At 66.7% G+C, this 25,934-nt stretch carries 24 protein-coding genes; 6 read left to right on the top strand and 18 right to left on the bottom strand.

What is annotated here, in order from left to right:
• Positions 1-136 precede the first annotated feature (136 nt).
• The 12 genes from AB0K60_RS00505 to AB0K60_RS00450 form a co-directional block, all read right to left on the bottom strand.
• On the bottom strand, positions 137-1,354 hold the full coding sequence (locus AB0K60_RS00505; RefSeq protein WP_364046818.1) for a hypothetical protein: 1,218 nt from the start codon (positions 1,352-1,354) through the stop codon (positions 137-139).
• Positions 1,344-3,932 carry a class I SAM-dependent DNA methyltransferase gene (locus AB0K60_RS00500; protein WP_364046815.1) on the bottom strand — a complete coding sequence of 863 codons (2,589 nt, stop codon included), beginning with the start codon at positions 3,930-3,932 and terminating at the stop codon, positions 1,344-1,346. Before AB0K60_RS00500 ends, AB0K60_RS00505 begins: the two co-directional genes overlap by 11 nt.
• A gap of 99 nt (positions 3,933-4,031) precedes the next feature.
• On the bottom strand, positions 4,032-4,697 hold the full coding sequence (locus AB0K60_RS00495; RefSeq protein ID WP_364046812.1) for an RloB family protein: 666 nt from the start codon (positions 4,695-4,697) through the stop codon (positions 4,032-4,034).
• Positions 4,694-5,953 (bottom strand): ATP-binding protein, encoded by a 1,260-nt coding sequence (locus AB0K60_RS00490; RefSeq protein ID WP_364046809.1) that lies wholly within the window; start codon positions 5,951-5,953, stop codon positions 4,694-4,696. The genes AB0K60_RS00495 and AB0K60_RS00490 overlap by 4 nt, the downstream gene beginning before the upstream one ends.
• 185 nt (positions 5,954-6,138) lie before the next feature.
• Positions 6,139-7,140 carry an NAD-dependent epimerase/dehydratase family protein gene (locus AB0K60_RS00485; protein WP_364046806.1) on the bottom strand — a complete coding sequence of 334 codons (1,002 nt, stop codon included), beginning with the start codon at positions 7,138-7,140 and terminating at the stop codon, positions 6,139-6,141.
• Between the two features lie 103 nt (positions 7,141-7,243).
• Positions 7,244-7,999, bottom strand: coding sequence for a phosphotransferase (locus AB0K60_RS00480; protein WP_364046803.1), 756 nt, complete (start codon positions 7,997-7,999; stop codon positions 7,244-7,246).
• Positions 7,996-8,829, bottom strand: a complete 834-nt coding sequence (locus AB0K60_RS00475) for a class I SAM-dependent methyltransferase (protein WP_364046800.1) — start codon at positions 8,827-8,829, stop codon at positions 7,996-7,998. Before AB0K60_RS00475 ends, AB0K60_RS00480 begins: the two co-directional genes overlap by 4 nt.
• Positions 8,830-8,872: 43 nt before the next feature.
• On the bottom strand, positions 8,873-9,379 hold the full coding sequence (locus AB0K60_RS00470; RefSeq protein ID WP_364046797.1) for a topology modulation protein: 507 nt from the start codon (positions 9,377-9,379) through the stop codon (positions 8,873-8,875).
• A gap of 108 nt (positions 9,380-9,487) precedes the next feature.
• Positions 9,488-10,543 carry a hypothetical protein gene (locus AB0K60_RS00465; RefSeq protein ID WP_364046794.1) on the bottom strand — a complete coding sequence of 352 codons (1,056 nt, stop codon included), beginning with the start codon at positions 10,541-10,543 and terminating at the stop codon, positions 9,488-9,490.
• Entirely contained in the window at positions 10,540-12,267 is a 1,728-nt protein-coding gene (locus AB0K60_RS00460) for a carbamoyltransferase C-terminal domain-containing protein (protein ID WP_364046791.1), read from the bottom strand. The genes AB0K60_RS00465 and AB0K60_RS00460 overlap by 4 nt, the downstream gene beginning before the upstream one ends.
• Positions 12,264-13,241: a thymidylate synthase gene (locus tag AB0K60_RS00455; RefSeq protein ID WP_364046788.1), complete on the bottom strand. Its 978-nt coding sequence runs from the start codon at positions 13,239-13,241 to the stop codon at positions 12,264-12,266. The genes AB0K60_RS00460 and AB0K60_RS00455 overlap by 4 nt, the downstream gene beginning before the upstream one ends.
• A 169-nt stretch (positions 13,242-13,410) precedes the next feature.
• Positions 13,411-13,857 (bottom strand): ATP-binding protein, encoded by a 447-nt coding sequence (locus AB0K60_RS00450; protein WP_364048115.1) that lies wholly within the window; start codon positions 13,855-13,857, stop codon positions 13,411-13,413.
• A 174-nt stretch (positions 13,858-14,031) separates the two neighbouring features.
• Between AB0K60_RS00450 and AB0K60_RS00445 the strand changes: the two genes are divergently transcribed.
• Genes AB0K60_RS00445 through AB0K60_RS00435 form a run of 3 tightly spaced genes read left to right on the top strand, consistent with a single transcriptional unit; the run spans position 14,032 to position 17,719 of the window.
• Positions 14,032-15,402 carry an XRE family transcriptional regulator gene (locus AB0K60_RS00445; RefSeq protein ID WP_364046785.1) on the top strand — a complete coding sequence of 457 codons (1,371 nt, stop codon included), beginning with the start codon at positions 14,032-14,034 and terminating at the stop codon, positions 15,400-15,402.
• Complete coding sequence (locus AB0K60_RS00440) at positions 15,399-16,268, top strand: phosphotransferase (protein ID WP_364046782.1); 870 nt, start codon at positions 15,399-15,401, stop codon at positions 16,266-16,268. Before AB0K60_RS00445 ends, AB0K60_RS00440 begins: the two co-directional genes overlap by 4 nt.
• A gap of 59 nt (positions 16,269-16,327) precedes the next feature.
• Positions 16,328-17,719, top strand: coding sequence for an XRE family transcriptional regulator (locus AB0K60_RS00435; RefSeq protein WP_364046779.1), 1,392 nt, complete (start codon positions 16,328-16,330; stop codon positions 17,717-17,719).
• 3 nt (positions 17,720-17,722) lie between these two features.
• On the opposite strand, the gene AB0K60_RS00430 is transcribed toward AB0K60_RS00435, so the two are convergent.
• The 3 genes from AB0K60_RS00430 to AB0K60_RS00420 form a co-directional block, all read right to left on the bottom strand.
• Positions 17,723-18,739, bottom strand: coding sequence for an NAD-dependent epimerase/dehydratase family protein (locus AB0K60_RS00430; protein WP_364046776.1), 1,017 nt, complete (start codon positions 18,737-18,739; stop codon positions 17,723-17,725).
• An 84-nt stretch (positions 18,740-18,823) separates the two neighbouring features.
• Complete coding sequence (locus tag AB0K60_RS00425; RefSeq protein ID WP_364046773.1) at positions 18,824-19,828, bottom strand: MerR family transcriptional regulator; 1,005 nt, start codon at positions 19,826-19,828, stop codon at positions 18,824-18,826.
• A gap of 6 nt (positions 19,829-19,834) precedes the next feature.
• Entirely contained in the window at positions 19,835-20,545 is a 711-nt protein-coding gene (locus AB0K60_RS00420) for a HEAT repeat domain-containing protein (protein ID WP_364046770.1), read from the bottom strand.
• Positions 20,546-20,849: 304 nt separating this feature from the next.
• Here AB0K60_RS00420 and AB0K60_RS00415 point away from each other — a divergent pair, with 304 nt between their 5' ends.
• From AB0K60_RS00415 to AB0K60_RS00405, 3 genes are all read left to right on the top strand, one after another.
• Complete coding sequence (locus tag AB0K60_RS00415; protein WP_364046767.1) at positions 20,850-21,644, top strand: GNAT family N-acetyltransferase; 795 nt, start codon at positions 20,850-20,852, stop codon at positions 21,642-21,644.
• The gene (gene menC, locus AB0K60_RS00410; RefSeq protein WP_364046764.1) at positions 21,641-22,777 is read left to right on the top strand and encodes an o-succinylbenzoate synthase; all 1,137 of its coding nucleotides are present in this window, start codon (positions 21,641-21,643) and stop codon (positions 22,775-22,777) included. Before AB0K60_RS00415 ends, menC begins: the two co-directional genes overlap by 4 nt.
• 172 nt (positions 22,778-22,949) lie before the next feature.
• A complete protein-coding gene (locus tag AB0K60_RS00405) occupies positions 22,950-23,363 on the top strand; it encodes a hypothetical protein (RefSeq protein WP_364046761.1) in 414 nt (137 codons plus the stop codon).
• On the opposite strand, the gene AB0K60_RS00400 is transcribed toward AB0K60_RS00405, so the two are convergent.
• Genes AB0K60_RS00400 through AB0K60_RS00390 form a run of 3 tightly spaced genes read right to left on the bottom strand, consistent with a single transcriptional unit; the run spans position 23,322 to position 25,809 of the window.
• Positions 23,322-24,011 carry an ATP-binding cassette domain-containing protein gene (locus AB0K60_RS00400; RefSeq protein WP_364046758.1) on the bottom strand — a complete coding sequence of 230 codons (690 nt, stop codon included), beginning with the start codon at positions 24,009-24,011 and terminating at the stop codon, positions 23,322-23,324. The two genes, AB0K60_RS00405 and AB0K60_RS00400, sit on opposite strands and share 42 nt — an antisense overlap.
• A complete protein-coding gene (locus AB0K60_RS00395) occupies positions 24,008-24,883 on the bottom strand; it encodes an ABC transporter ATP-binding protein (RefSeq protein WP_364046755.1) in 876 nt (291 codons plus the stop codon). The genes AB0K60_RS00400 and AB0K60_RS00395 overlap by 4 nt, the downstream gene beginning before the upstream one ends.
• Positions 24,814-25,809 carry an ABC transporter permease gene (locus tag AB0K60_RS00390; protein WP_364046752.1) on the bottom strand — a complete coding sequence of 332 codons (996 nt, stop codon included), beginning with the start codon at positions 25,807-25,809 and terminating at the stop codon, positions 24,814-24,816. The genes AB0K60_RS00395 and AB0K60_RS00390 overlap by 70 nt, the downstream gene beginning before the upstream one ends.
• Positions 25,810-25,934: the final 125 nt, after the last annotated feature.

Below are 25,934 nucleotides of genomic sequence, written 5' to 3'. Positions count from 1 at the left end.
CTCCGGCCCCTCGCCTGCCGCTTCAGTGATCCATTCTGCGCTTTTCGGGAGCGTAGGGGTGACGGTTCAGCCGACATGGGACGTCTCGATGCGGCCAAGCCCTCGGCCGAGCAGAAACGGTGCCGATCCGGATGGTTCAGATGCTGACGCGGCCGCTCAACAGATCGTCCACAATCCCCTGCCGGAGCTTGCCCAGTTTGGCGAGTTCAAGCTCAAGGGAACGCTTTTGTCTCAAGATGGCGTTGATACCGTCGGTGATGTACCGTTGCCGGGAAAGTGACACGAGGGGAAAGTCCAGAGAGGCGAACCGTTCACCGCCAAGGTGGGCGATACTTGTAGTCTTCTTGGCAATAGCAGCGAAGATCCCTTTGTCCAGCCAGTACTCGAAGACCATCTGCGCATATTCAGGGAGGACTTGACCTCCCGAACGGAACCGTATGAGAGTGTTCTGAAAGTAGAAATCTCCTTCGCCACCATCATAAATAGCACTCCTACCCACAAGCTCAAGACTCTGCCCTTCATTAAGAAGGATATCCCCCGACCGAAGGCTATATATCTTGCGCTCATCCTCAGTAAATCCCATCTCCTTCACGTCGGAGTAGTCAATCCATCCTCGAAGCACATTCGCAACTCGCAGGTAAGGAAACCGTTCGTTCGCCTCGCGACTTGATGGAGAAAGCTGCTTTCCCACCCGGATCTCCCCCGCCTCGCGCACGGGGATCTCCAAGATTTCGTCGCGCCCTGATTCGAGAAGCTCCGCCGTAACTCCTGCTCGGATATCTTCTAGTTTGGCGATCGATTCCTTGACCGCCAATTCTCGCACAGACACCGCATCGACTACCTCCACAATCTTTCGTTGCTGGACAAGTGGAGGCCAGCGAAGAGTGAGCCCTTCGACGGAACTTTGACTGATGTTCTGCATGCTCAAACTACTACCGGATGCTGCATTTACTATCTGCTGGCGGACCTGATGGCTGGACAGACAAATGCAAACATAACGAGGATCGGCCAGTTCCGGGTTAACGATCAGCCTTAGCGTCTTGTCCGACAATAGGAGGCGTTCAGAAGACGCCGTGGCTATACATGCCGAGCCAACTAGCTCGGGCGTGTTAGCTCGAGAGAAAAGCAGATCTCCGGGAGAAACCTCGTGACGTGACGAAACTAACGTCAAGTCCTGTATGGATTTGTTCTCGCTCGGCCGGTAGCCACTTGAGTGGATCGCACTGACTTTCAGCACTCCCCAGCCTCCTGGCATGGCAGGTGTATCAGGCAAATCAGGGCTCCGGCCTGCTTCGATACCAAGCAGACAGTTCTTTAGAGGAGCCGTTATCCAGCCCTGAGCATCAGACGGCATAGCCGAACTCCTTCAAGAAGGCACTCAGGGCCGCCGCCGACCTCTCCCGCTTCGCCTCGATTTCCCGGAGCGGGACAGCGTACTTGTCCTCCCATCTCTGGTACACCTTCGCCAATTCCCAACGGCGCCGCACGACGTGTCCTTCCAGCTTGGCCGCCAGGTCGTCCCGGAGCAGGTCGAGCACCACTCTGCGCTCGTCCTCCGGGCTGAGCCCCTGTCGCGCCCGGTACAGGCGCGGCGGCGGCTCGTCGAGCTCGGGTGTATCGCCTGGCCAGGGAAACCAGAAGTCGGTCTCCAGACGCTTGATCACAGCGGCGGCCTTCGTCCGTGCCTTCTTCACCCGGTCGTGTTCCGCCTGCTGCTCCGGGCTAAGAGACTTTCGCTCGCGCGGTGGGGCCTCATCGTCGTCTTCCGCCTCGCCGTCTTCGGACTGCTCAGCGTTCAATTCTTTCCATCGCGCGTCCAACTCCGCCTTGCGCGCCTCAGCCTCGGTCAATTCCCGTAGAAAGTCCGGCACTAGGGCGGCGACCACCTTGTGGTTGTAGGCCTGGCGCCGTTCGGCGGCCGTCCGGTTGCGCAATTTCCTTGTCCTGGGATCCTGCTCGGGAGTGAGCATCGTCTCGACGTTCTCCACCCACCCGTCCAGGACACCCGCGAAGCCGTTCTCCGAAAGGGTGAGCAGGTCATACTTCGCCTCGTACCACCAGCCGGCCACCGCACCCGCGAGCGCGTATCGATCCAGCGGACCTTCCGGGGCCAGCCACTCCACGAACGACTCGATGAGCGAACTGCGGACCGCCATCAGCGCCGCCTTCCGCTCCGAGGGAGTCGACTCGGCGAGACGCTCCGGGGTCGCGGCCACTGCCTCCAACCGCCGGGCCTCCGCCTCCCACCACTTCGCGAACGCTCCCCGCAGCCGTTCTTCTCGGGGCTGGGTCAGCTCACTCAGCCGGGCAGTGTCCGGGCGCTGTCCCTCAGGCAGGAAGTCTACGTAGCCGGGGTCCATCGGATCCCGCTCAACGAAGAGATCACTCAGCTCGATTCCGTACGCGTCGAGTAGTTCCTTGCTTCCAGCGATCTCGGCGCGGGGCATCCCGCCCACCATATGGGCCCGCACATCCTGGGGCTCTGGAGGTGGCGTGTTGTCTACATAGCGGCGGATGTTGAGATTGTCGCCATTCTCGCGAAGTTTGTCGCGGTCGACTATGCGTGAGAAGCCGGGGACCTCGGCGTAGGCGTGAAATGTCGAGGTAATCTTCTCTGCGTGTTCAGGGAGGAGCACATTCTGCGCCCGCTCAGCGTGGTACTCGCGGTCAGCGTTGATGAACAGGACCTTGCCCGCACGATTCGGGTCCTTCTTGCCCGGCGGGCGCAGCACCAGGATGCAGGCCGGGATGCCGGTGCCGTAGAACAGGTTTGGGGGCAGGCCGATGACCGCCTCGATCACGTCCTCGTCCAGAAGCTTCGTGCGAATCTCCTGCTCGCCGCCCCCGCGAAACAGCACACCGTGCGGCATGACGGTGACGACCATTCCGCCGGAGCCCTCGCGCTTGGTCATCCAGAGCATGTGCTGGAGGAACATCAGGTCGGCCTTGCCGCGCTCGCTCGTAGTTCCGTACGCCGCGCGCTGGCCTGCGAACCTGAGGTCGGCGAGGACGTAGTCCATGGAGAACGGCGGGTTGCTGAGGACCGTGTCGAACCGATCGGTGTCAGATCGCGGCGCATGTGCCGGATCTGCGAGGGTGTCGCCGGTCTTCAGGTCGAAGCGGCGCACCCCGTGCAGCACCATGTTCATCGTGGACATGATCCATGAGCCGCTGTTGGCGTCCTGGCCGGCGAAGAACATGTCCTTGGTGTCTCCACCGTGCTCCTCCACGTACTCCTTGGCATGGATGAGCATGCCTCCCGAGCCGACGCACGGGTCGTAAATGCGCATTCCCTGCCGAGGGCGAGCCAGTTCGACCATCATGCGGACCACGGCACGAGGGGTGTAGAACTCGCCACCCTTACGGCCCGCCGAGTCCGCGAACTCCTTGATCAGATACTCGTAGGCGGCACCGATCAGGTCGGGGAACTCGAAGTCATCGGTCCGCAACCGGACGCGCCCGAAGTGCGCAATGAGCAGCTTGAGGCGCTGGTCGGCGAGCTTGGCGGCGGCCGCAGCCGCGCCGGAGCCGCCGATACGGTTGAAGTCCAGGTGGTCGAAGAGTCCTCTGAGCTTGCTGTTCTGGCCTTCCAGGGCTTGGAGGGCCGGACGCAGCCGTTCCTCGTTGATGTTGTGCGTGCCCGAGGAGATCCGCTTCCAGCGGGCGTTCTGCGGGACGAACAGCACGTCACGTTCGGCGTAGGGCGCGGGCAGTTCCAGAAAGCTCTCCAGTTGTTCGCCGGTGAGGCGGAGTTCCCGGACAGCCTGTTCCCGGATGCGTTCACGGGCCGCCTCGAACTCGTCGTTGGCCCGTTTCAGGAAGAGCAAGCCGAAGATGTAGTCCTTGTACTCGGAGGCGTCCATCGTGCCGCGGAGGATGTCCGCAGCCGCGAACAGATGCCGTTCCAACTGGGCGAGCGTGAGCTTGGCCACCGTACGACTCCCTACGACCCCGATGTGACGTAGAAACCCTACGGTGACGACGCGTCGGAGGAGAAACGATCGCCTCATCTGGCGGATCGTCTTCAGGTTTCAGTAGGAGGTGATCCCGAGGCCCTGCTCCACGAAGTGGAAGACGTCGGTGTACGGGTCGCGTTTCGGCAGGGGCAGGTGGTCACCATGCTGGGAGTTCATCCGGAGGGCGCGTCGCTTGGCCTCCTTGTAGCGGCCCAAGATCTGGTCCGCGTACACCACCTTGATGTTGTCCACCTCGTTCCTGAACGGGAGTCGATCCGTCACCAGGTTACACATCTGATTGAAAGTCCCATTCACGTCCTTATGGTGCAGAAGCCGCCATACCTCGAAGCAGGGGTTTGAGAAAGCGACGCGGACCTTGTCCTGCTTGGCCTGTCTGAAGGCTCGGTCCACTTCCGGGTGGTGGTCCCGGTCGAACAGGCACCAGACCTGGGGACGCAGTTCCTCCCGCAGCCGGTTACGTTCCGCTTCTCGGATCAGCTTGCGCATGAGCGGCACCGCCGCTTCGACCAGGTCGAGCGGCTTGCGCTGGGAACCCGGTGCGCTGGCGTTCGCGATGTGCACCTCGACGGGGAGACCCCGCTCCTTGATCAGTTCTTTCATGATGTCGATGTAGGAAGTCTCGGTGCGCTCGTCTTCGGTGAAGACGTGGACGACCCGGTTGCGCTTGCCGCGCCGCTGTCCGGACGGCCCCAGCGTGTCCTTTCCCCGTGTGCGACTCATTGGGCCCGCTCTGTGGTGGTCCGGTGTCCGCGTCTGCTCACGGCGGACAACCGTCGGGCGAACTGTCCCTCCACGACGGCGGGGACTCCGCCGAAGGCTCCCGCGAGGTAGGACTCCATCAGGTTCTCCTCCTCGCCCGGCTCGGCGGCGGTCAAGGGGTACAGCTCCGTGGCACCGTCCTTGTCCTTCTCCGTCAGCCACACCTGGCCCGGTTCCAGCAGTCGCTCGCCGCTCGGGGTGATGAGCAGCGACGGGTCGTGCGAGGTGAAGACTAGCTGTGCACCACCGGGGTTGGCGTACGGATCGTGGAAGAGCCGGATGACCTCGGCGGCGAACCGCGGATGCAGGCTCGCGTCCAGTTCGTCGACGAGCAGCACGGCCCCCTCGTCGAGCGCCAGCAGCAGGGGGCCGAGTAGCGCGAACCAGGATCGCGTACCGAAGGACTCGCTCTGCCAGTCGAGAAAGACGTTTCCTGCCGAGGACCGGTGGGTTAGGCGCACCCTCGGCCGGTCCTTGCCTTCCCGGACGATTTCCGCGCCGCTGATCCCCAAATCCGCGACCTTCAGCAGTTCATTGATCCGTCGTGCGCGACTGCCGGAAAGCTCCCGCAGAGTGAACTCCTCCCGCTGCTCTCGCTCGTCCTCAGGATTGATGAACCACAAGTTGCGGCGAAACCAGTGGAAGAGCACCGAGAGCTGCGGGTGATTGTCCGTACCGGCAGTGGACAGCACCAACGCGTTGGAGCGTGTGCGCTTGGCCAGTTGGGTCCGGTCCTTGACCCGGTTGCCCGGCCACTCGTACACCCCGGCTCGTGAGGCGTCGCGGTCGAGCCATACCTGACGGTGACCGCGAGGATAGCTGTGGATCCACTCGGCCTCGACGCGTCTTGAGCTGAGCTCGAATCCATAGGTCCAGCGCACCTCGTCTATCACGAGATCGACCTCGAAGAAGCTCGGCTCCTTCTCGCTCTTGGAATCGAGCCCAAAGTGTTTGCGTGGGATCCCCTCGAATGACGCCCAGCGGGCATAGGAGTTGAGGACCGCCGTCCGCATGTCGGTCAGAGCGGCCAGGACGTTCGACTTCCCCGAGGCGTTGGCGCCGAAGATGCCGAGCAATGGGAAGACGTAGGCGGAACGTCCTCCACCGATCTCTGTCTCCCGCGCCGTCGCGCTCGTGTCGCGTTCAGGGACGACGAAGGACAGCTCCTGCTCATCACGTAGCGACCGTATGTTGGCAACACGGAACCGGAGCAGCACGCTGTCCCTCCTTTCCGCTCTACGGCTAGCGTAACTGTTCGATCTTCCAGCGGCATGTCCCGGCGGCGATCACATCACGCTCGGGGTCCACTATGCCCCACGGCATCACGCTTCCCGCGATCAGCAGGACTGGTCCCTGACGCTCCCTCGCGAAAATCTGGGTCAATGACACAACCAGGGGCTAATCACACCGCTGACGATCGACGGGCCTGAACCCAGGCCAATTGGACGGCCATCCCAGTGGCTAGGTCAGTAGTGGGAGCCCAGCCGAGCAACTGGCGAGCGGTGGAAAGATCTGCGCAGGTCACAGGAACATCGCCAGCAGCCTTAGGACGTGTTTCCACGTTGACGGGCTGACCGACGAGCCGGCGAGCCTGGTCGATCACCTCGGTGAGGCAGACATCGCGTCCAGATCCGACATTGATCACCTTGTTAGAGACGGCGCTAGTAGCCCCAGCGCTGATCGTCGCGGCGACCGCATCGTCGACATAGGTGAAATCGCGGCGTTGAGTGCCGTTCCCGTAGATCTGGATGGACCGCCCAATCGCGACGGCGGTTAGGAGCCGTTGCATGAACATGTCTTCGCGCTGACCCGGCCCGTACACGGTGAAGTACCGCAGGGCCACAACGGTCGTGGGGCAACCTGGCAGTGCGGCGTAGGCCAGGCACAATTGCTCTGCGGCGAGTTTGGTTACCGCGTACGGCGATAGCGGGCGGAGAGCGTCGGTCTCCTTGCTAGGCCGATGGAGGCTACCCCCGTAAACGCTGGAGGAAGAGGCGATCACCAGGCGTGGAACCCGCAGGCGAGTCATGCTCCGCATGAGTCGCTGCGTGGCCATGACGTTGCAGGAGACGTAGTCGTCGAAGTCAGATCCCCATGATGAGCGGACACCCGGAATCGCCGCGAGATGGAAGACCGCGTCGGCATCGATGATCAGGGGTTCGATCGCGCAGGTGCGCAGGTCCGCGGTGACAGGAACGAACGCCGGGTTGGCCAGCGCCCCGGTGAGATTCGCCGCGGCGACGGAGTCCGTATCGGGATCACGTCGGTCGACGCCGATCACGGTCGCGCCCTGCTGGAGCAGGGCAAGACACAGGTGGGAGCCGATGAAACCGGCTGCACCGGTTACCACGGCTCGGCGGATGATCCGTGGTCGTTCGGCAGCGACCAGGCGGACTGCGGTCATTATGGTCCTCCGGAAGCTCAACAGCGCACATCGGCGAGCGGACATCGGCGGTGGGCGAGGGATCGGTACTGGCCGTACGGGACAAGAACCAGTACGGAGGCGATCACGTAATGTCGTCGAGGTTGGGGCGTACCTGTGGCCACGGGTATCGATAGCCGCCGCGGCCAAGATAGGGACTGGTGAGGAGATGGTGGAGATGTGCGTGGCCAAGCAGCCGTGACGGCGTGACGCACCCCACCTTGGCGGCGTTCGATGTGACCGCCTGGTTGTAGGCGGCCAGGGCGCTGCTGATGGTCTCCCCGTGGATCGGGCCGTGAGTCATGGCCAGGGTGACGACGAGCTTGGCCAGGTCGTAGCCGAACGGAGCCAGAGTGAGGTCGTCGGGGTCCACAATGACCGGCCCCGTCGGCGTGATCAGGATATTGCGCGGGTTGCTGTCCTTGTAGAAGGCTGCCGGTTCGTCCGGATCGGTCTGCAATAAGCCGACGGCTATAGCCAAGTCCTCGCCGCAGAGGGTTCCAGCCCGGTGGTGTCGGCTGAGGGCGGATCTTCGTGGGCCGACGAAGGCTGGGATGGCGTGCCCGTCGGGCAGCAGGTATGAGGTGTCGAGTCTGGCCCGATGCAGACCCCCGAGCCAGGCGATGGCGTGCGCTTCGCCGAGTAATGTCGCTACCGTCACCAAGTCCTCGACGATGACGTGCCGGCCGTCGACGTGCTCGAAGTCGAGCCGCCTCGCCTGTACCGCCAGCAGGCGCGGCTGCCGTAGCGGGGTGTGCTCCTCTAACCAGGCATGATTCGCGGCGGCCTGGCGCGCTGATCGAGGGGAACGGTACGACTTGGTGAAAACAGTGCGGCTCATGAGGTCTCCGACCGTCGAGCCAGCAGGAACGTGACGGTCGAGGTCGCGCGAACCGGGCGTTCGGTCAGCCGAGTACGTAGCTGCGCGCTGATCGCCTCAGAGTTGCCGGTCAGACCGGATGGAAGTTCGTACTTCGGCGTGGTGGCCAGATAGTCCGCAACGTGACCGAGGTCGGCGAAGACGAATGTGTGCTGCTCATGTTCAAGATGGACGGCCCGCAGCGAGGGCGGCAGCAGAGTGGCGAGATTTCCGCTGTGGGCCGTGGCGTACAGGCTCGGCCGATTAGGCGCGTCCATGTCGAGGTCGGCTTCGGCGACCAAGCGGTCGAGCTCACGGTAGCTGTTGGCGCTCTTGGTGACCAGGATGGCGATGCCGCCCGGCTTAAGCACGCGGGCGATCTCGGCGATCGGGCGGCGGGGTTCCGGGGAGTGGTAGAGGCAGAAGGCTGCCACGACGAGATCGCAGGTGTCGTCGGGCAGGGGAAGACAGTGGAAGTCAGCCTGTACGTAGGTGGCTGCAGCCACCTGGGAAAGCCGGGCGCGGGCGTCGATGAGCATCGCGGCGGATGCGTCGATGGCCAGCAGAGCCGCAGAGGGAAACCGTTTGGCCAGAACTCGGGTCGTGGTGCCACGACCGCATCCGATGTCGGCGATCAGGACTCCGGGCATCGGACGAAGGTGCGAGGTCGCCAGATCAGCGATGACGTCGGCGACAGGGCGACCTTCCGTCTTGGCCCTGTGCAGGGCGCTCGTGCGAGTCGCGAGCCGAGTTCCGTCCCCGTAGAGATCGCGCTGAGCGCTGGAGCGGATGAAGGCGTTGGCCGGGTTCATGCTCGACACCCCACCATCGCCAAGAATGCGAACGGGCTGCGAATCAGCGCTGTGCGGCGAGGTGCTCCAACCAGCGACGGGTCGAACGCCTGCCACGTAGGAACACCACTTGCTTGTCCGCCGCGAGCTTGTGGATCTTTTCGAGCACCTTGGGGCGCATCCGGCGACGATAGGTCGCGACGTAGATGAGCACGCCCCAGTTGATGCGGTTGTAGACCCCGGCGGCGTGCTGACCCGCGCCGTGCCGGACCTGCCGGGAGAAGATCCCCCACAAGGCGGACCAGGTTGGGATGTCCATCATCACCACGGTGTCGCAGGCCTCCAGCCGTACATGCAGCGTGGAATTGTAGTTGCCATCGATGACCCAACGTGGTGTGGAGACCAACTCGCGCTGCACCGCCTCGAACTTGTCCTGTGGCAGCGGGGTCCAGTCCTCTCCGAAGAAGACGGCGTCCAGGTGAGTCACCGGGACGTCGAGCAGCCGACCCAGTTCGCGGGCCAGATGGGACTTGCCGCTTCCTCCTGAGCCCACGATGACCACGCGATTCATCCCACGCACGGTCCTCCACCATAGCCGAGGCCAGGATCACCGGCCGGGGTACGGCAGCGCCGCTACTCGGTCGTGCGTTCTCCCGAGCAAGTTGAACGAGGGCCCAGATCAACTCTGCCTCCCCGGCCGGGTCGCACCACCGGCTGCCGACACTTCAGATATGGCCTCCCGGAGCGTCTGTACCTGCCGGCTGAGCCGAAACACGTCCAGTCGGCGCAGACATTCGGCGATCAGGTCGGCGTGTGTCTGGCTCCCGCTGACACCGCTCAGCCAGCGTAGGACGCGGACCGTGTCGGCTGCGTCGTTCACGATCAACTGAGGCGAGACGAAGGTGTTGACGTGGCGGATATTCCTTGGAGCCAGCGGAAGACAGCCGCAAAGCAGCGCCTCGAAGATCCGCTGAGTCATCTGGCCGACGGCCGCGTACCGATCGGGCAGCAGCAGAACGGTGGCCAGCGCCCCGCCGTACAGCTTGTTCACCTGGGCGAAGGGAATACGGCCGACGAACTCGACATGTGGCCAACGCCAGGTGCTCGTCCACTTGCCGGCGACAACGTGGCGGAAGTGTGCAGCGGCAGGGGCGAAAAACTGGTCGAACGCGTCGTCACGGTCGTACTGATTGCCCACGTAGACAAGCGGTACCGGCCGCTCGTGCGCGGCGAGCGCAGCGGGGTCGGCGGCATCCAGTGCTGCATCGCTGACGGGGAACAGCAGCCGCCGCGCCCCCGGTGTGGGCGCGAGTGCCGCCTCGTACACGACCACGCCGGGACGGCGGCGCAGCGGATCGTCGGCCGGAAGCCGACGGTCCTTGTCCCAGATGAGGGTCGGGGTACCCAGGGAGAACGTGTAGTAGTTCAGCAACTGCCGCTGACGGTGCAGGTCGCAGGTGTGGCCGGGCATGCCGCAGGCAGTGGTGTTACGACCGGGAATGGGCCAGCGCCACTCAAGGAAAAGGACGTCGATGTCGGGCAGTCCGGCATCGAAGACGTAGCGCCCGCCGAGGTCGTCCCCCGCCTCACGCAGGTCGCGGTCCGGCTGAAGGAACACGATGCTGTGACCGTCGTCGGACAGGGCGTCGATCAGTGTACGGCGGTGGCTGCGTCCCCCGTCGGGGGTGTCGGTGATGCCTGGTCCGAGGAACCCCCAAAAGCTGTAACCGATCATTTGGTGATCCACCTGCCTTCGATCAGGAGCGCGTCCAGTCCGGAGGAGGCCAGGCACTCCAGGGCCATGGAGGGGGTGCCGCAGATCGGTTTGCCTTTCACGTTCAGGCTGGTGTTGATCAGGACGGGTACGCCGGTGCGGGCGGCGAACGCGCGCAGCAGCGCATGCACGAACGGGTTGGCGTCTTTAGTGACCGTCTGGAGTCTGGCGGTGCCGTTGGCGTGGATGACGGCGGGGATATGTTCACGGCCGAGTTCGGTGACCTTGGAAGCCATCGACATGTACGGCGCGGCCTGGCCGAGTGTGAAGTACTCCCCTGCCGATTCGGCTGGCACCATCGGGGCGAAGGGGCGAAACGGCTCGCGGAACTTCACGGTGGCGTTCAGCCGATCCACGACTTCCGGATTGAGCGGAGAGGCGAGGATTGACCGGTTGCCGAGAGCACGAGGTCCCGCTTCGACACCTCCTTGGAACAGGCCGACGATGCGTCCGCAGGCCAGTTGCTCAGCCAGGAACTCCGCCGCGTCTCCGGGAACCGGTAGTTCGGCGAGCGCAGGCCACGGGGACAGGTCCAGTACCGGATTGGGATAGCTCGGTCCCAGGTAGCAGGCTCCAGCGACGCCGCTCAGCGGCCATGCGCTCGTCCGCAGGTGCGCGGCCAGGGCCGCCCCAATGGCGGTTCCCGCATCCCCGGGAGCCGGCGGGACAAACACCTCCTCGGCAATGCCGGCTTCAACGATCTTTCCGATGGCAACGCAGTTCGTGGCCACGCCTCCGCCGATGCACAATCGCCGGGCACCCGTGGTTTCCAAGGCCAGCCGGGCCAAGTGCAGCATCACGATCTCGGTACGTTCCTGCAGGGCGGCGGCGAGGTCCCGGTGCGCCTGACCGACGGGCTCGTGAGGTGCACGGGGCGGGCAGGTCGCGGCCACAAACCTTGGGGATAGCCTGGCGTATCGCGACGACAGCACTCTTGGCTGGAAGTAGGCCGGGTTCAATGCGAACCCGGACGCCGTGATGGGGACGGCGTCGGTGAACAGGGACCGGAATCGCGCCGGATCGCCGAAAGCCGCCAGCGCCATGACCGTGCCCTCCTCATCACCGCGTCGCCAGCCGAGATGCTCGGTCACCGCGCCGTAGGCATAGCCGAGGGACACAGGGTCGTGCAGACTCCACAGCGTGCGTACGTTCGGTCGGCCAGGCTCGTCCTGGCGGCCGAAGGCGATGGTCGTGGTCTGCGTCTCACCAAGACTGTCGACGACGAGGACGGCCGCCTTATCCCATCCTGACGCCGCGAATGCGTAGAGCTGGTGGGTGGTGTGATGCCGGAAAGGTCGTACCCGGGATCGGGGGAACAGCGCTCCCAGTCCGACAGTACGGCGCATGGTGCGCATCGCGACCTTGGCGAAGCTGGCAGCACGGGGCAGTATGCGCTCGCGCCCTGGCGCGGAGGCCAGCAGCGGTAGGGCGGAGGGGATCGCTGCGAGGTACCGGGGCGCCTGGAAGTTGTAGGCGACTTCGGTGACATCGTCGGCGACGATCCCGGCCCGGTCCAGAAGCCAGTCGATCGCTTTGGCAGGGTAGGCACGCGTATGCTTGATTGTCGACAGCCGTTCTTCTTCCACAAAGCCGACCAGGGTGCCATCGACGAGTAGTGCGGCCGACGAGTCGTGTGTGAAGGAGCAGACACCCAGCACCACGTGCGGGCCTCGAGTCGCCTTCATCCGCTCACCGCCTGTGTACGCGTGGCCAGTTCCGCGTACCAGCCGCGCATGCCATGGCCAATCGGCCCGGGAATGCGGTCGGCGAGATCGACGGCGGTATTCCGGTCTCCGTCCTTCCATCGGCGGTAGCTGGCCAACGCGCAGGCCATCGCGGCCCAGCCGGAGTGGGTGATTTCCTGACCCGTCGTCACCCGGACCAGCAGGTCGTCGAACCCTTCCCATGGGGTGGTCAGGTCCGGCAGCTCCGAACCCGGTCGGGGGTCGGACGGTACGGCCTTCGCCTTGTCCACGTCCGTGTCGTATAGATGGAGCGAATCGACATGGTGGTGGTAGTCGCCAAGTTCGACTCCCAGCCAGCCGGCCATCAGCTCGTGCAGGACCGTGGCGGCGAACATGTCGTACGGCAGGCCGGTCCACAGGTCCTGGCTACGCATCGTGGTCGCCATGTGCAGACGGCCGTCTCGCAGGTGGAAGCGATATCCGAGGGTGCACGGCACGTCGCGGTGTCCGTCGGCATCGTGAGTGGGGTCGTACAATTGGATCACCGCTCGCCGCGAGTCGGGGTCGTTTCGCAGCGTGGCCAGGACCTTGTCGAGCTGGTCGGTGCGGTTATGCCAACGCCGCATCCTCGGCCCGTAGGCTCCGCGCAGGACACCGTCGTCGGCATACCGCCTCAGCCTGTCGTTGTAGGTGTAGATCCACGGGTCGTTGGAGCCTGACAGGATCCACACCGTCTCGGCGACGGCGAACGCCGTGTTAAGGACGCGCGCGGGCGGGAGAAACAGCAGCCGGGCTCGGGGGCGGCGTAGGAGCAGCCGCACATCCAGCACCTCCCGCGTGCCCATGCCGCGCGGGCTGACTCTCCGCCCGCGCATGGTCAAGGCAACGGCGCTGGTGAACAACTCGGTGACGCTGTCGGCGACCAGAGTTGTGTCGGCTGTGGACACAGTGGATTCGAGACCGCCAGGGGTCATGGGGAACTCCTCGCATCAGGGTTGATCGCACAAGGACTGGGAGTTGCGAATCGTGCTGTTCGTCGGCCTCATCTGGAGACTGGAAACGACCGCTCCGCCGGTTCGGTCTGACGGCCGACTTCGGCGAGGACGTGCTTGATACGATCGGCCGCCTTAATGTCACTGCGGCCTACCGCTTTACGGCGCCGGACAGGATCTCCGTCGGGATCGTGCACCAGACGGCTTTGCCGTATCGACCCTGCTCCGTGGTGTAGGGGGAGCGGCAGAAGCCGAACCGACCCAGCGACAGGTCGGAGACAATGGCCATGCCCCGCCCGCGCTCGGCCTCGAGATCGGTTGGGTGCATGAGCGGGCTCCCGGGGCCGCTGTCAACGACAGCGGCGTGGATGCCGCCCTGATCGATGCTCAAAACCAGTTCGATGGGCGGCTCGCCATGCAGGACGGCGTTTCCCACCAACTCGCTTACCGCGAGCGCTACGTCCTCCACCGATTCGGCCGAGACGGGCACGCTGGTGAGCACATCGTGAACCAGCCGTCTGGCTTGCGCTGCGGCGCGCGGGCCATCGCACAAGCGCCAGGCGACGCTGATCGTCGATTCCGGCCTGACCAGAGTCATCACGACGCCTCCCTTCAGCACTGTCAATTCCGGGTACTCCACAGTTCCTCGAATCGATTACCGTGGGTAGCGAGAGGTGACCGCCCGCATGTGCGGTCGATTCTCACCGCGAGTGCGGCGGATCCACACCCTTCCCGGCCCCCCTCTACGGACTCTCTGCCCTACGGTCGGGATATGCCTGGTCACGATGTGAGTTGCGCCAGGAGGCTTCGAGCTGAAAACCCTGGCCTTTCCCTCAGCGAACTCGCCCAGGAGATTGGCGTCTGCTGTGGTCATCCACCGCTCAAAGCGCATCGCCTGGCCAAAGGGTGGACCGTTGAGAAGGCGGTGGAGTCCTTCCACGAAATGTGCGCGCGCACAGGGCTGGGCGCGCGCGGGCTGACGGCACGTTCCTGGATCGAATGGGAGCAGGAGCATCTTCCCAACGCCGACTATCAGGATCTGCTGTGCCGGCTGTTCCACACCGGGCCGGTGCAGCTGGGGTTCGCCCGGTCGTACGGTCCACCCAGCAGTCTGCCGACCTCACGGCCCCTCGATCAGCGCGTCCTCGTTACGCAGGTGGCTCACGAGTCCCTGGCACACGCCGCCGACGCGCAGCTCAGCGACCTCAGCACGGTGACGCTGGAGCACATCCATGATGAGATCCGCCGCTTGGCCAGCGAATATGTCTACGACCATCCGCTGCCGCTCTTCCAACGGATGCTCCAGCTCCGCCGCCAGATCTTCACCGTATTGGACGGCCGAATCCACCCCGGCCAGGGCGCACAGGTCATGCTCTTCGCCGGTCAAATTTGCGGGTTGCTGGCCAACGCGAGCTTGGATCTGGGCAAGCCTTCGGCGGCGGCCGCTCAGGCCAAAGCGGCGTGGACTTATGCGTCGATCATCGATCACAACGCCCTGCGCGCCTGGGTACGCGGCCTTCAAGCGATGATCGCCTACTGGACCGGTTCCCCAAGAATGGCTGGCGACCTCGCACGTGATGGCCAGCGGTACGCGCTAGGGGCTACTTCGTTCGCCCGTCTCGCGAGCATCGAAGCGCTCGCGTCAGCCGCCGTCGGCGCGGAGTCCGACGCGCTCCGAGCGCTTGGCCACGCATGGGATCAAAAGGACATCCGCGACGAAATCCATGACGGCCTCGGGGGAGAGTTCGGGTTCGACCTGGCCAAGCACTCCTATCTGGCTGCCAGCGCCTACATCCACTTGGGCCACACTGACAGTGCGATCGGCTTCGCGCTTCGGGCCATCACGCGCTACCAGTCGGGTCCGCCGCACCTGCGTGCGTACGGCAACGAGGCGATCGCCTACTCCGAACTGGCAGCGGGACACCTGCTCAACGGGGATCTGGAGGCCGCCGCGACCGTAGCCGCCACGATCTCGGAGTTGCCCGAGCACCAGCGGATTGATGGGCTGGTCCGGCGTCTGGACAACATGCGTCTTCAGGTGATCGGCGAGCCGCGATTCCGAGGCTGTGCGGAGGCTCGCGCCCTGGTCGAACGTCTTGAGTCGTTCCACCCGTGGTCGTACCCGCGCGAGGTGACCCGATGAAGGCAGGGTTTTCCGCTGACCGGGCCTTGCACCGACTCTGCGGAGTAGCCGGAGTCGACAGCAGAGGCGCACGACTGATCCGAATCTGCGCGAATATCGTCTATCACCTGCCGCGTGCCAACGCCGTGGCACGGATCTCCTCAGCGGGGACCGCACCTCATGCTCGAAGAGCGGTCCGGGTGGCTCACTGGCTGCAGAAGATCAATTTCCCCGCTGTACGAGTCCATTCAGATGTCCCCGATGCGGTCGTCGTCGGCGGCCGGGTTGCCACTTTCTGGCAGTACCTCCCCCAGCCTGCCGCCCCACCCCAGGTCGTTCAACTCGCGGCCCTCCTGCGGAAGCTGCACGCCCAGACCGTACCGTTCCCGCTGCCGGCTTGGGATCCGGTAGCGGACGCCCGCGACAACCTGCGGCGAGCACGAGGCGTCCTCAGCGCCGAGGATCACCGGTTCCTGCTTCGGTGGTGTGACCGACTGGAGGATGAACTGCCGACCAACCGGTACGCGTTGCCGTACGGGCTCATCCACGGCGACGCGTGGGCGGGCAACCTGCTCTGGCGTGGAGAGGATGTCGTGTTGTGCGACCTGGACCAGGTCTGCCACGGCCCCCGGGAATGGGACCTGGTGTCCACGGCAGTGAACGCGCTTCGCTTCGGTACACCGCCCGCTGAGGAGTTCCTGACGGCCTACGGCTTCGACGTGACCATTGCGGACGGATTCCCGCTGCTACGCCAGGCACGCGAGCTGATCATGCTGACCGGCGCTCTACCCGCCCTTTCGAGCCGAGTGTCCATCGCGAGGGAGTTCGGTCGCAGGCTCGCCAGCTTGCGTGGATTCGGATCACACCGGTGGACACCCTACGGATAGCTGCGAGCATAGGAACCGTTACCTAGAGTGCCATTCGACCTTGGTTGAGAGGGCCCGGGATGGTCAAGCCTGGACACGACATCGAGTGCGCTCAACGCATCCGTATGCTCCGCTGCGCCTCGCTGGAGATCCCTCCGCCCATCGCCGTGATCCACGTGATCGCCACGGAGATCAGGCAATGTTGCGGGCACCATCCGCTGAAGTGCTTCCGGCTGGCCAGCGGATGGAGCAGCGCCGAAAAGGCCGTCCGGGCAATGCATCGCATGTGCCAGGAGCAGGGACTTGGCGCCCGCGGCCTGACCAAACGATCCTGGCTTGATTGGGAAAGCGGACACCGTCCCGGTGCGGACTACCTCGATCTTCTGTGCCGCCTTTTTCAGACCGGTCCGGTGGAACTCGGGTTCGCCACCGACTACACCCCGGGTATAAAAACGGCGGCCCCCACGTTGGAACGAGAACTGATTATGAGCGCAGCCAGCGAATCCAGCGATCACGCCGCCGAGATCGAGTCCGCCTTCGTCGGCTCCAACGCCTTGGAACAGCTTGAGGACGACGTCACCCGGTTGGCTCGCGCCTACGTACACGCGCCGCCGCTTCCCCTGTTCGGCGAACTGACCCGGGTTCGTAATCGCGTCTACCGGCTCATCGACCGGACACGCCATCCCGGCCAGCAGCGCGATTTGTACCTGGTCGCGGGCCAGGTCTGCGGTCTGCTGGCCAGCGCCAGCTTCGATCTTGGCTATCCCCATGCCGCCGCCGAACAGGCCCGGGCGGCACGTGTCTACGGAGAAGTGATCGGCCACAACGAGCTGACCGCATGGTCGGATGGGCTACTGGCCTGCGTGGAGTTTTGGACCGGACGCCCAGGGCAGGCACTGCGCCTGGTCGAGCGCGGCCTCGCCATCGCTCCCGAGGGGACGACCCGGGTGCGACTGTTGAGCATCGCCGCGAGAGCCTCGGCACTGCTTGGAGACGTTGACGGCACTCGTGAAGCGATCCTCGACGCCCGCAGGGCCAGAGGGCCCGGAAGTCAGATGCACGACGGCATCGGCGGGGAGTTCGGCTTCGACGAGGCGCGACAAGCCTTCTGCGCCGGGACCGCCTACCTGAGCGCCCGGCTCGGAGCCGAGGCCGCGGCCGAGTGCGAACGGGCGCTCACGTTGTACCGCGACGCTTCCGTCGAACGGCGTTGGTACGCCGCCGAGGCCAGCACGTCCGTCGATCTCGCCGCCGCCCGCCTGATCACCGGGGACATCGACGGCGCCGCCGTCGCATTGGCACCGGTTTTCGCACTTCCTCCGGACAGGCGTGTAGAAGGACTGGTGAAGCGCCTCGGGCAGGTCAGTACGTCACTCGCTTCGATTTCCTTTTCCAGCGGAAGAACTCTTATGGAACGGATCGAAAACTTCACTGCCGAGACAGCAACAGGAGTTTTATCGATGCCTCTGTGATGTTCAGCCGCTTCGCCACTCTTCGAGCAGCGCCTGTTCTTTATCGACCGAGATTCCATGATGAGACTGGCGATCGTACCCAGAGAGAATTTCAGTCCTGGAGAGCCAGGCGTAGGTGTCCCGTACCGTCTCTTCGATCGGCCGACAGCGAAGACCCGCCGCTGCCGCCTTGCCGGCGTCCACCGCCCACGTTCCGGCGGGAGTCCGCCACAACGGAATCTCGGTCCACTGCCGCACGCCACGCGAGGCCAGAAAATCGTCACGCACCCACACAAGTTCGGCGTCGGACCTGGTCTCGGCCACGCATGCGGAAAGCATCCGTCCGAACGTTGCCTCGTTCTTGGGTGGGACGACGTTGAACGTTCCTGCGGTCCCGTCCTTCAAGCAGGTCAGTACGAAGGCGGCCAAGTCGCGGACATCAATGGGCTGGATCGGCTTGCCCGGGTCTCCCGGGGCCAGGACCTTGCCGCCCCGTTCGATCCGTCTCAGCCACCACGTCAACCGGCCGACATTCTCCTGCGGCCCCAAAATCACGCCTGGGCGCAGGATGGTCACCTGCCCGTCGAAGGCGTCCAGCACGGCGCGTTCACAACCGGCCTTGTAAGCCCCGTACTGAGCAGCCGTCCAGTTCGCTTCATCCTCAGCGGTACCCGGCATCTCTGGTGAGCATTCGTAGACGGCACTATCTTCGCTGATAGGCTCCCCGGGCCAACTTGGATAAACTGAAACGGTGGACAGGAAACTGTAAGCACCCGCCCTGCCCGATAGCAGACGGGCGGCATTTCCCACGATCAAGGGGACATAGCCACTGGTGTCTATCACCCAGTCCCACTCCCGACCATGTACCAGTTCGTGCAGGTCGGCCTCGTTTTCCCTGTCACCCCGCAGGTTTTCCGCGCCGGAAACGTCCTGGCCGGTCCGGCCTCTGTTGAAGGTCGTCACGTGATGGCCGCAACTGATGGCGTGCTCGACCAGCACTTTTCCAACAAAGCGCGTACCGCCAAGCACCAGGACCCTCATGAGCTCGATCATCCCGCAGCCGAGACGCCCAGTCGACACCTGTGCGGCGAGCCGCGTGTGCGCCGCCATATGCAGGACCGTTCGTTATCGCGCGTCGCGCAGCTTGAGCAGGTACGCCGCGGTGAGCGCCACGGCGCGGTCGTCGTCGTGTGACAGCTCCTCAAGGGCGCGTGACGTCGTGATCCCCGGGATCTCCGCGAGCGCCTCGGTCAGCCGGCGGCGGGCGGACGCGTCGACGGCGTCGCTCACGATGCGGCCGACCAGCTTGGTGGCGATCTGATCCGCCAGCGCGGAATCGCCCGCGAGCGCGCCCAGCGCGTCGGCCGCGTCGGTGTCGCTCACCCCGTCAACGATCATGTCGATGAGCGTCGGGACCGCGTCCGCCACGCCACGGGCCCCGAGCGCCAGGGCCGCGTGCCTGCGGACCACGATGTCGCGGTGCGCGAGGGCGTGCCGTAGCAGGGCGTCCGCGGCATCGCCCGGCAACTCGGAAAGGGTTTTGACGGCGCGTTCGCGCACCTCGGCCGCCGGTGAGCCGAGGCCCTCCGCCAACAGCGCCGACGCGCCGTCGCCCGATCGCGCCAGAGCCCATCGAAGGGCTCCGGCGACGTTCGGGTCCGACTCGCTCAGCGCCGCCTCGACCAAGGCCTCCACGGGCACCGGGACCTCCCCGGCCGAGGACAGGGCGGCGCGCTGGCGCCTCGCGGCGTTGTCCGATCCCAGGGCGTGCAGGAGCGCGACGATCTGGAGGACCGCCTCCCAGTCGGCGGGTTCCGCGGCGCCGATCCGGCGCAGTCGCGTGAGCAGCTCGGTCTCGTGCGCGATGCGTTCCCGCGTCTGCCGGATGAGGTCGTCCACGAGCTGCGCAGGGGTGAAATCGGGGTCGTCCAGCGCGCGGCCGACCTCCTGCAGCGACAGCCCGAGCGACCGCAGCATCTCGATGTGGAGGATCCGCCGGATGTCGTCGCCGGAGTACTCCCGGTACCCCGACGCGCTACGAGCGGACGGCCGCACCAGGCCGAGCGACTCGTAATGCCTGAGCATGCGGGCGCTCACCCCGGACCGTCGCGCCACCTCGCCGATCAGCACCGCATGTCACTCCTCCCGGCCTCGGTCCTCCTGCCCTCGCTTCTCCTGTCCTCGCTTCTCTCGCCCCGCCGGGCCGAGGGCCACGATGCGCTTCGCCTCCTCGACCGCGAACTCGAATCCGGCGTCCGGGTCGCGCAGCAGCCGCTCGGTGGCGATCGCGTGCCCGCGTACGTCGGGATCGGGATCCGTCGTCGCGGCGCGCAGGATCGGGACGATGGTCTCGCCGAGCGCGATCATCGCCCGGCTGAGGCTCAACCGCGTCTCACGCGCGCCGCGCCCGAGCTGTGTCACGAGCACGGCGGCCAGCTCGGCCCTTTCATTCTCGGGCACGAGGACGACCGCCGCCCGCCACGCGCTGCGCGCCACGTCGTCGTCGGCGTCCGTCAGCAGCTCCCGGTTGATCGCCGGCCACGCCCGCCGATCTCCGATCTTGGACAGCGTGTGCAACGCCTGGCTGCGCGCCTGCGCGCGCTCCGAGCGGAGCTCCTCGACGAGCCTCGGCACGGTCAACGATGCGGGGTGCCGGGTGAGCGCCCAGGTGAGCATGTCGCGTACATAGAAGTCGGGTTCGACCGCGCATCGCTCGATGAGCTTGTCGACGAACCGGGGATCCGGTGTCGTGCCCATCGCCAGCACCGCCTGCAGCCGCGCCGACGAATCGCCCTCCAGCCCCTGGAGAACCCGCATCGTCGTGGTGTCCTGCTTCGGCATCGTCATCGGAGCCACCTCCGTGACCCAGTGAAGACCTTGTCACCGTGTCAAGGTCAAGTGACCCGACGGCGAGTGACCGACGCCGAGCCCCCCGCGCCGCCGGGGGGCCGACCGCCGTAGGATGCCGTTCACCGGTCACCGACCGCCGTGCCTCGCGCCTGAGACGCATAGGGCATGCGGACGAGGATCGTGGTCGTGATTGGTTGTGTGGCACGAATCCCGGGCCGCCGCGGTGTCATACGGTCATGGTGAAGACAACCGGGAGGCTGGAGACGTGCGCAATGCTGCATGAGATCTGTGGCGACCTGCCATGGTGAGCGGGATCGCGGTGCGCGAGCTGCACGAGGTCGGGGAATACCTGCAGGTGGTCCGGCTGTTCGGCGGCATCTGGGGGCCTGACCTGCAGCCGGTGACGATCGAGATGATGCGCGCTCTGGCGCACTCGGGAAATTACGTCGCCGGGGCCTTCGACGGGGAATCGCTGGTCGGCGCGTCGGTCGCGTTCCTGGCGATGCCGGCCGGGCGGGCGCTGCACTCGCACATCACCGGTGCGGCGGGGGCCGGGCGCGGGATCGGGCTCGCGCTCAAGCTGCACCAGCGCGAGTGGGCGCTGGCGCGCGGCATCGAGCGGATCACCTGGACCTATGACCCGCTGGTACGGCGGAACGCGTACTTCAACCTGGTCAAGCTGGGGGCGCGGCCGGAGGAGTACCTGCCCTCCTTCTACGGCCCGATGGAGGACGCGATCAACGCGGGCGACGAGACCGACCGGATGCTCGCGGTGTGGCGGCTGAACGCGCCGCACGTGGCCGCCGCGGCGCGGCGCGAGCCGTACCCGGTGGTGGTGCCGCGGGACGCGGTGGTGGGGCTGGAGTCGCGGGACGGGCGGCCGGTGGTGGGCCGGTGGGACGCGCCCGTCGTGCTCGTGGAGGTGCCGCCGGACATCACGGCGATGCGCCGCGAGGATCCCGGCGCGGCCAAGGCGTGGCGGTACGCGCTGCGCGACACGCTGTGCGGGCTGCTGGGCGACGGTGCCAGGATCATCGGGTTCCATAACAAGTCGTACTACGTGGTCGAACGTTCTCAGGCAGGGGTCACAGAGTGAAGATCAACGGAATCGAGCTGCGCCGGATCGCGATGCCGCTGGTGGCGCCGTTCCGCACGTCGTTCGGCACCGAGACGCGGCGGGACGTGCTGCTGGTGCGCGTGGTGACGCCGCAGGCGGAGGGCTGGGGCGAGTGTGTGGCCATGAGCGAGCCGCTGTACTCCCCCGAGTACGTCGACGGCGCGGCCGACGTGCTCCGCCGCTTCATGATCCCGGCCCTGCGCGCCCGGCTGGCCACCCCGGCCGACGCCGACGGCGACGCCGGTCTCGACGCCAACCTGGTCGGCCGCCTGCTCGAACCCTTCCGCGGGCACCGGATGGCGAAGGCCGCGCTGGAGACCGCGGTGCTCGACGCCGAGCTGCGCACGGCCGGGAGGTCCTTCGGCTCCTACCTCGGCGCGACCCGCGACAGGGTCCCCTGCGGCGTGTCGGTCGGCATCATGAACTCGGTGCCCGAGTTGCTCGACGCGGTGGCGGGCTACCTCGACGAGGGCTACATCCGCATCAAGCTGAAGATCGAGCCGGGCTGGGACCTCGACCCGGTCCGCGCCGTACGCGAGCGGTTCGGCGACGGCATGCTGCTCCAGGTCGACGCGAACGCCGCCTACACCCTCGCCGACGCCAACCACCTGGCCAAACTCGACGACTTCGACCTGCTGCTGATCGAACAGCCGCTCGCCGAGGACGACATGGTCCAGCACGCCGCCCTCGCCAAGCGGCTGCGCACCCCGATCTGCCTCGACGAGTCGATCGAGTCGGCCGCGCACGCCGCCGCCGCGATCTCCCTGGGCGCCTGCTCGGTGGTGAACATCAAGCCCGGCCGCGTCGGCGGCTACCTGGAGGCCCGCCGCATCCACGACCTGTGCCGCGCCCACGGCGTCGCCGCCTGGTGTGGCGGCATGCTGGAGACCGGCCTCGGCCGCGCCGCGAACGTCGCCCTGGCCGCCATGCCCGGCTGCACGCTGCCGGGCGACACCTCGGCCTCACGCCGCTACTTCGCCACCGACATCACCGAGCCGTTCGAGCTCCAGGACGGTCACCTGACGGTGCCGACCGGTCCGGGGCTCGGCGTTACCCCGATTCCCGAGATCCTGGAGCAGGTGACCACCGCCACCGAGTGGATCGCGTTCTGACGGCGCTCGCGGACCCGCCCCCTGAGCCGGTACGCGGGCACATCCGGCGTCACCGGTCATACCCTGGCCGGGCCGTCATGGCCGCGTCGATGCCGCAGAAGGTCGATGCCGCAGAAGTAGGGACCTCGTGTGCTGATCACGATGTCGGGAGGAGCGGTGGAATACTCGCCGCGTGCCGCTCTACATTCCCCGTGAGAACGCCGGTTACCTCGATGGCGCCGTACCTACGCTGCTTCTCGTCTCGCCCGGCCCGGTCGAGCGGTTTCCCCTTCCGCGGCTCGATGCGGGCACGCCACTTCCCTGCGCGGGCTGGCGGCTTCTCGCCGGACTGACCGCCTTGGTGGTCGACGGCCCCGGTGACGCCGGGATCTTCGTCGAAGGTGCCGTCCATCCCGAGGATGTCGGCAGGCGCTGCGCATGGCTGGACGCGGTGGATCGTGCCGGAGGCGCGGTCGTGCTGGTCGTCGATTCGCATGTTCCACCGGAGGACTGGGCGGCCATGGCCGATGGCGGCAGGACCTGGGGCGGGTTCGTGCCCGCGGTGTCAGGTCGTGGTGCGGGCGAGGCGGGGGACGGCGGCGAGTAGGGAGCGGGTGTAGTCGTGTTCGGGGGCGGCCGTGACCTGGTCGGCCGGGCCGATCTCGACGAGTTCGCCGTGGCGCATGACGGCGATGACGTCGGCGACGTAGCGGACGACGGCGAGGTTGTGGGAGATGAAGAGCATGGAGAGGCCGAGGTCGGCGCGGAGGGAGCGGACGAGGTTGAGGACGGCGCCCTGGACGGAGACGTCGAGGGCGGAGGTGATCTCGTCGGCGATGAGGAGTTCGGGGCGGGCGCCGAGGGCGCGGGCGATGGCGACGCGCTGGCGTTGGCCGCCGGAGAGCTGGCGGGGGTAGCGGGGGGCGGCGTCGGCGGGGAGGGCGACGAGGTCGAGGAGGCGGGCGACCTCCTCGCGGCGGTTCATGCCGCGGGGCAGTCCTTCGGCGATGGAGGCGCCGACGGTCATGCGGGGGTTGAGGGAGGCGTAGGGGTCCTGGAAGACCATTTGGACGCGGCGGGAGCCCTCGATCGTGCCGGTGTAGGGGACGAGGCCGGCGATGGCGCGGGCGAGGGTGGATTTGCCGGAGCCGGACTCGCCGACGAGGCCGACGACGGAGCCGTCGGGGATCTCCAGGGTGACGTGGTCGACGGCGGTGAATGTGCCGAAGCGTACGGTGAGGTCTTTGACGATCATTTGGCCTCCCAGCAGGCGACCCGGTGGGCGGGGCCGTCGTGGTCGACGAGTGGGGGGTTGTCCGCGCACCGGTCGGTGGCGAGGGGGCAGCGGGCGGCGAAGGCGCAGCCGTCGGTGAACTCGGCGGGGGTGGGCGGGCGGCCGGGGATGCCGGCGAGCGGGAGCGAGCGGTCGGTGTCCATGTCGGGGACGGAGGCGACCAGGGCGCGGGTGTAGGGGTGGGCGGCGCCCTCGGCGAGGTGCTTGACCGGGAGTTCCTCGACGACGCGGCCGGCGTACATGACCACGACGCGGTCGCAGAGTTCGCCGACGACGGCGATGTCGTGGGAGATGAACAGGGTGGCGGCGCCGGTCTCGGCGGGGACCTCGCGGAGCAGGGTGAGGATCTGGCGCTGGACGGTGACGTCGAGGGCCGTGGTCGGCTCGTCGGCGATGATCAGGCGGGGGGTGCCCATCAGGCCCATGGCGATGACGGCGCGCTGGCGCATGCCGCCGGACAGTTCGTGGGGGTGCTGGCGGGCGCGGCGTTCGGGCTCGGGGATGTGCACGTGGCCGAGGCGATCGACGGCGCGGCGGTGGGCGTCGGCGCGGGAGGCGTTCTGGTGGACGATCGCGACCTCGGCGAGTTGGCCGCCGACGCGCAGCGCCGGGTTGAGGGAGGCCATCGGGTCCTGGAAGACCATCGCCAGCGAGGTGCCGAGTTCCTTGGGCGACATGTCGGCGATGTCGGTGCCGCACAGGCGCAGGGCCTCGGCGCGCACCACTCCGGGGTACGGCACCAGCCCCCCGATGGCGGCGGCGGTCAGGCTCTTGCCGCTGCCCGACTCCCCCACCAGGCCGACGATCTCGCCTGGGGCGATGGTGAGCGACACGCCGCGTACCGGGTGATGTCGCCGGGGAAGGCGACGGTGAGGTCCCGTACCTCCAGGACGGCCTCGGGGTCGGGCGTCCCCGCCGCCCGTGGGGCCTCCCCCGGTACGGCGACGCGCCCGTGCTCGCCCCGCCGCGACGCGACCTGCGCGAGCGCGTCCCCCAGCAGGTTGAACCCGATGCCGGCGAGCGTCACCGCCACGGCCGGACCGAGCGCGACGACCGGCGTCACGTAGATGCGGGAGAACCCGTCGTACAGCAGCCGCCCCCAGTCGAAGTCGGGCGGCTGCACGCCGAGCCCCAGGAACGACATGCTCGCCAGCCCGAGCAGCGCCAGCCCCATCGCCTGGGTGAGGTTGAGGATGAGCGGCTCGGCGATGTTCGGCAGCACGTGCCGCACGAGCACCCGCATGCGGGACGCGCCGAGCATCCGGGCCGCCGCCACGTAGTCGGCCCCGGCGATCGAGGCGGCGAGCGTCTGGGTGAGCCGGGCCACGCCGGGCGCGATCGCCGCCGCGACCCCGAGCACCGCGCCCCGCGCGCCCAGCCCGGAGACGACGGCGGTGAACATGGCGAGCAGCAGCCCCGGGAACGCCACCAGCGTGTTGACCGTGGCGGTGACGAACCGCGCGGGGCGCCGGGGCAGGACCGACGGGAGCGCCCCGAGCAGGACGCCGACGCCGCCGCCGACGGCGGTGGTGATCAGCGCGAGCAGGAGGGAGAACCGCGCGGCGACGAGCACCCGGGCGAGCAGGTCGCGGCCGAGGTTGTCGGTGCCGAGCGGGTGCGCGGCCGAGGCGCCCTGGAGCACGGCCTGCGGGTTCACCCGTCCGGCCTCCTCGCCCCAGATCGGCGGCCCGATGATCGCCAGGATGAGCATGGCGGCGACGAGCACGCCCCCGATCCAAGCCGACGGTGAACGGCGCATCACGTCTCCCTGACGCGAGAGGCGGGGACCAAAGCGCCCAAGACCGGACCCACCAGCAAGCTCATGGCCGCGACGAGCACACCGCCGACCCAAACCGACAACGAACGGCGCATCACGTCTCCCCG

The sequence above is a fragment of the Thermopolyspora sp. NPDC052614 genome (assembly GCF_040678635.1).
In the GTDB taxonomy this organism is placed as follows: domain Bacteria; phylum Actinomycetota; class Actinomycetes; order Streptosporangiales; family Streptosporangiaceae; genus Thermopolyspora.
The sequence above is the reverse complement of the archived record's forward strand: the minus strand, read 5'-3'. Positions and strand labels throughout refer to the sequence as shown.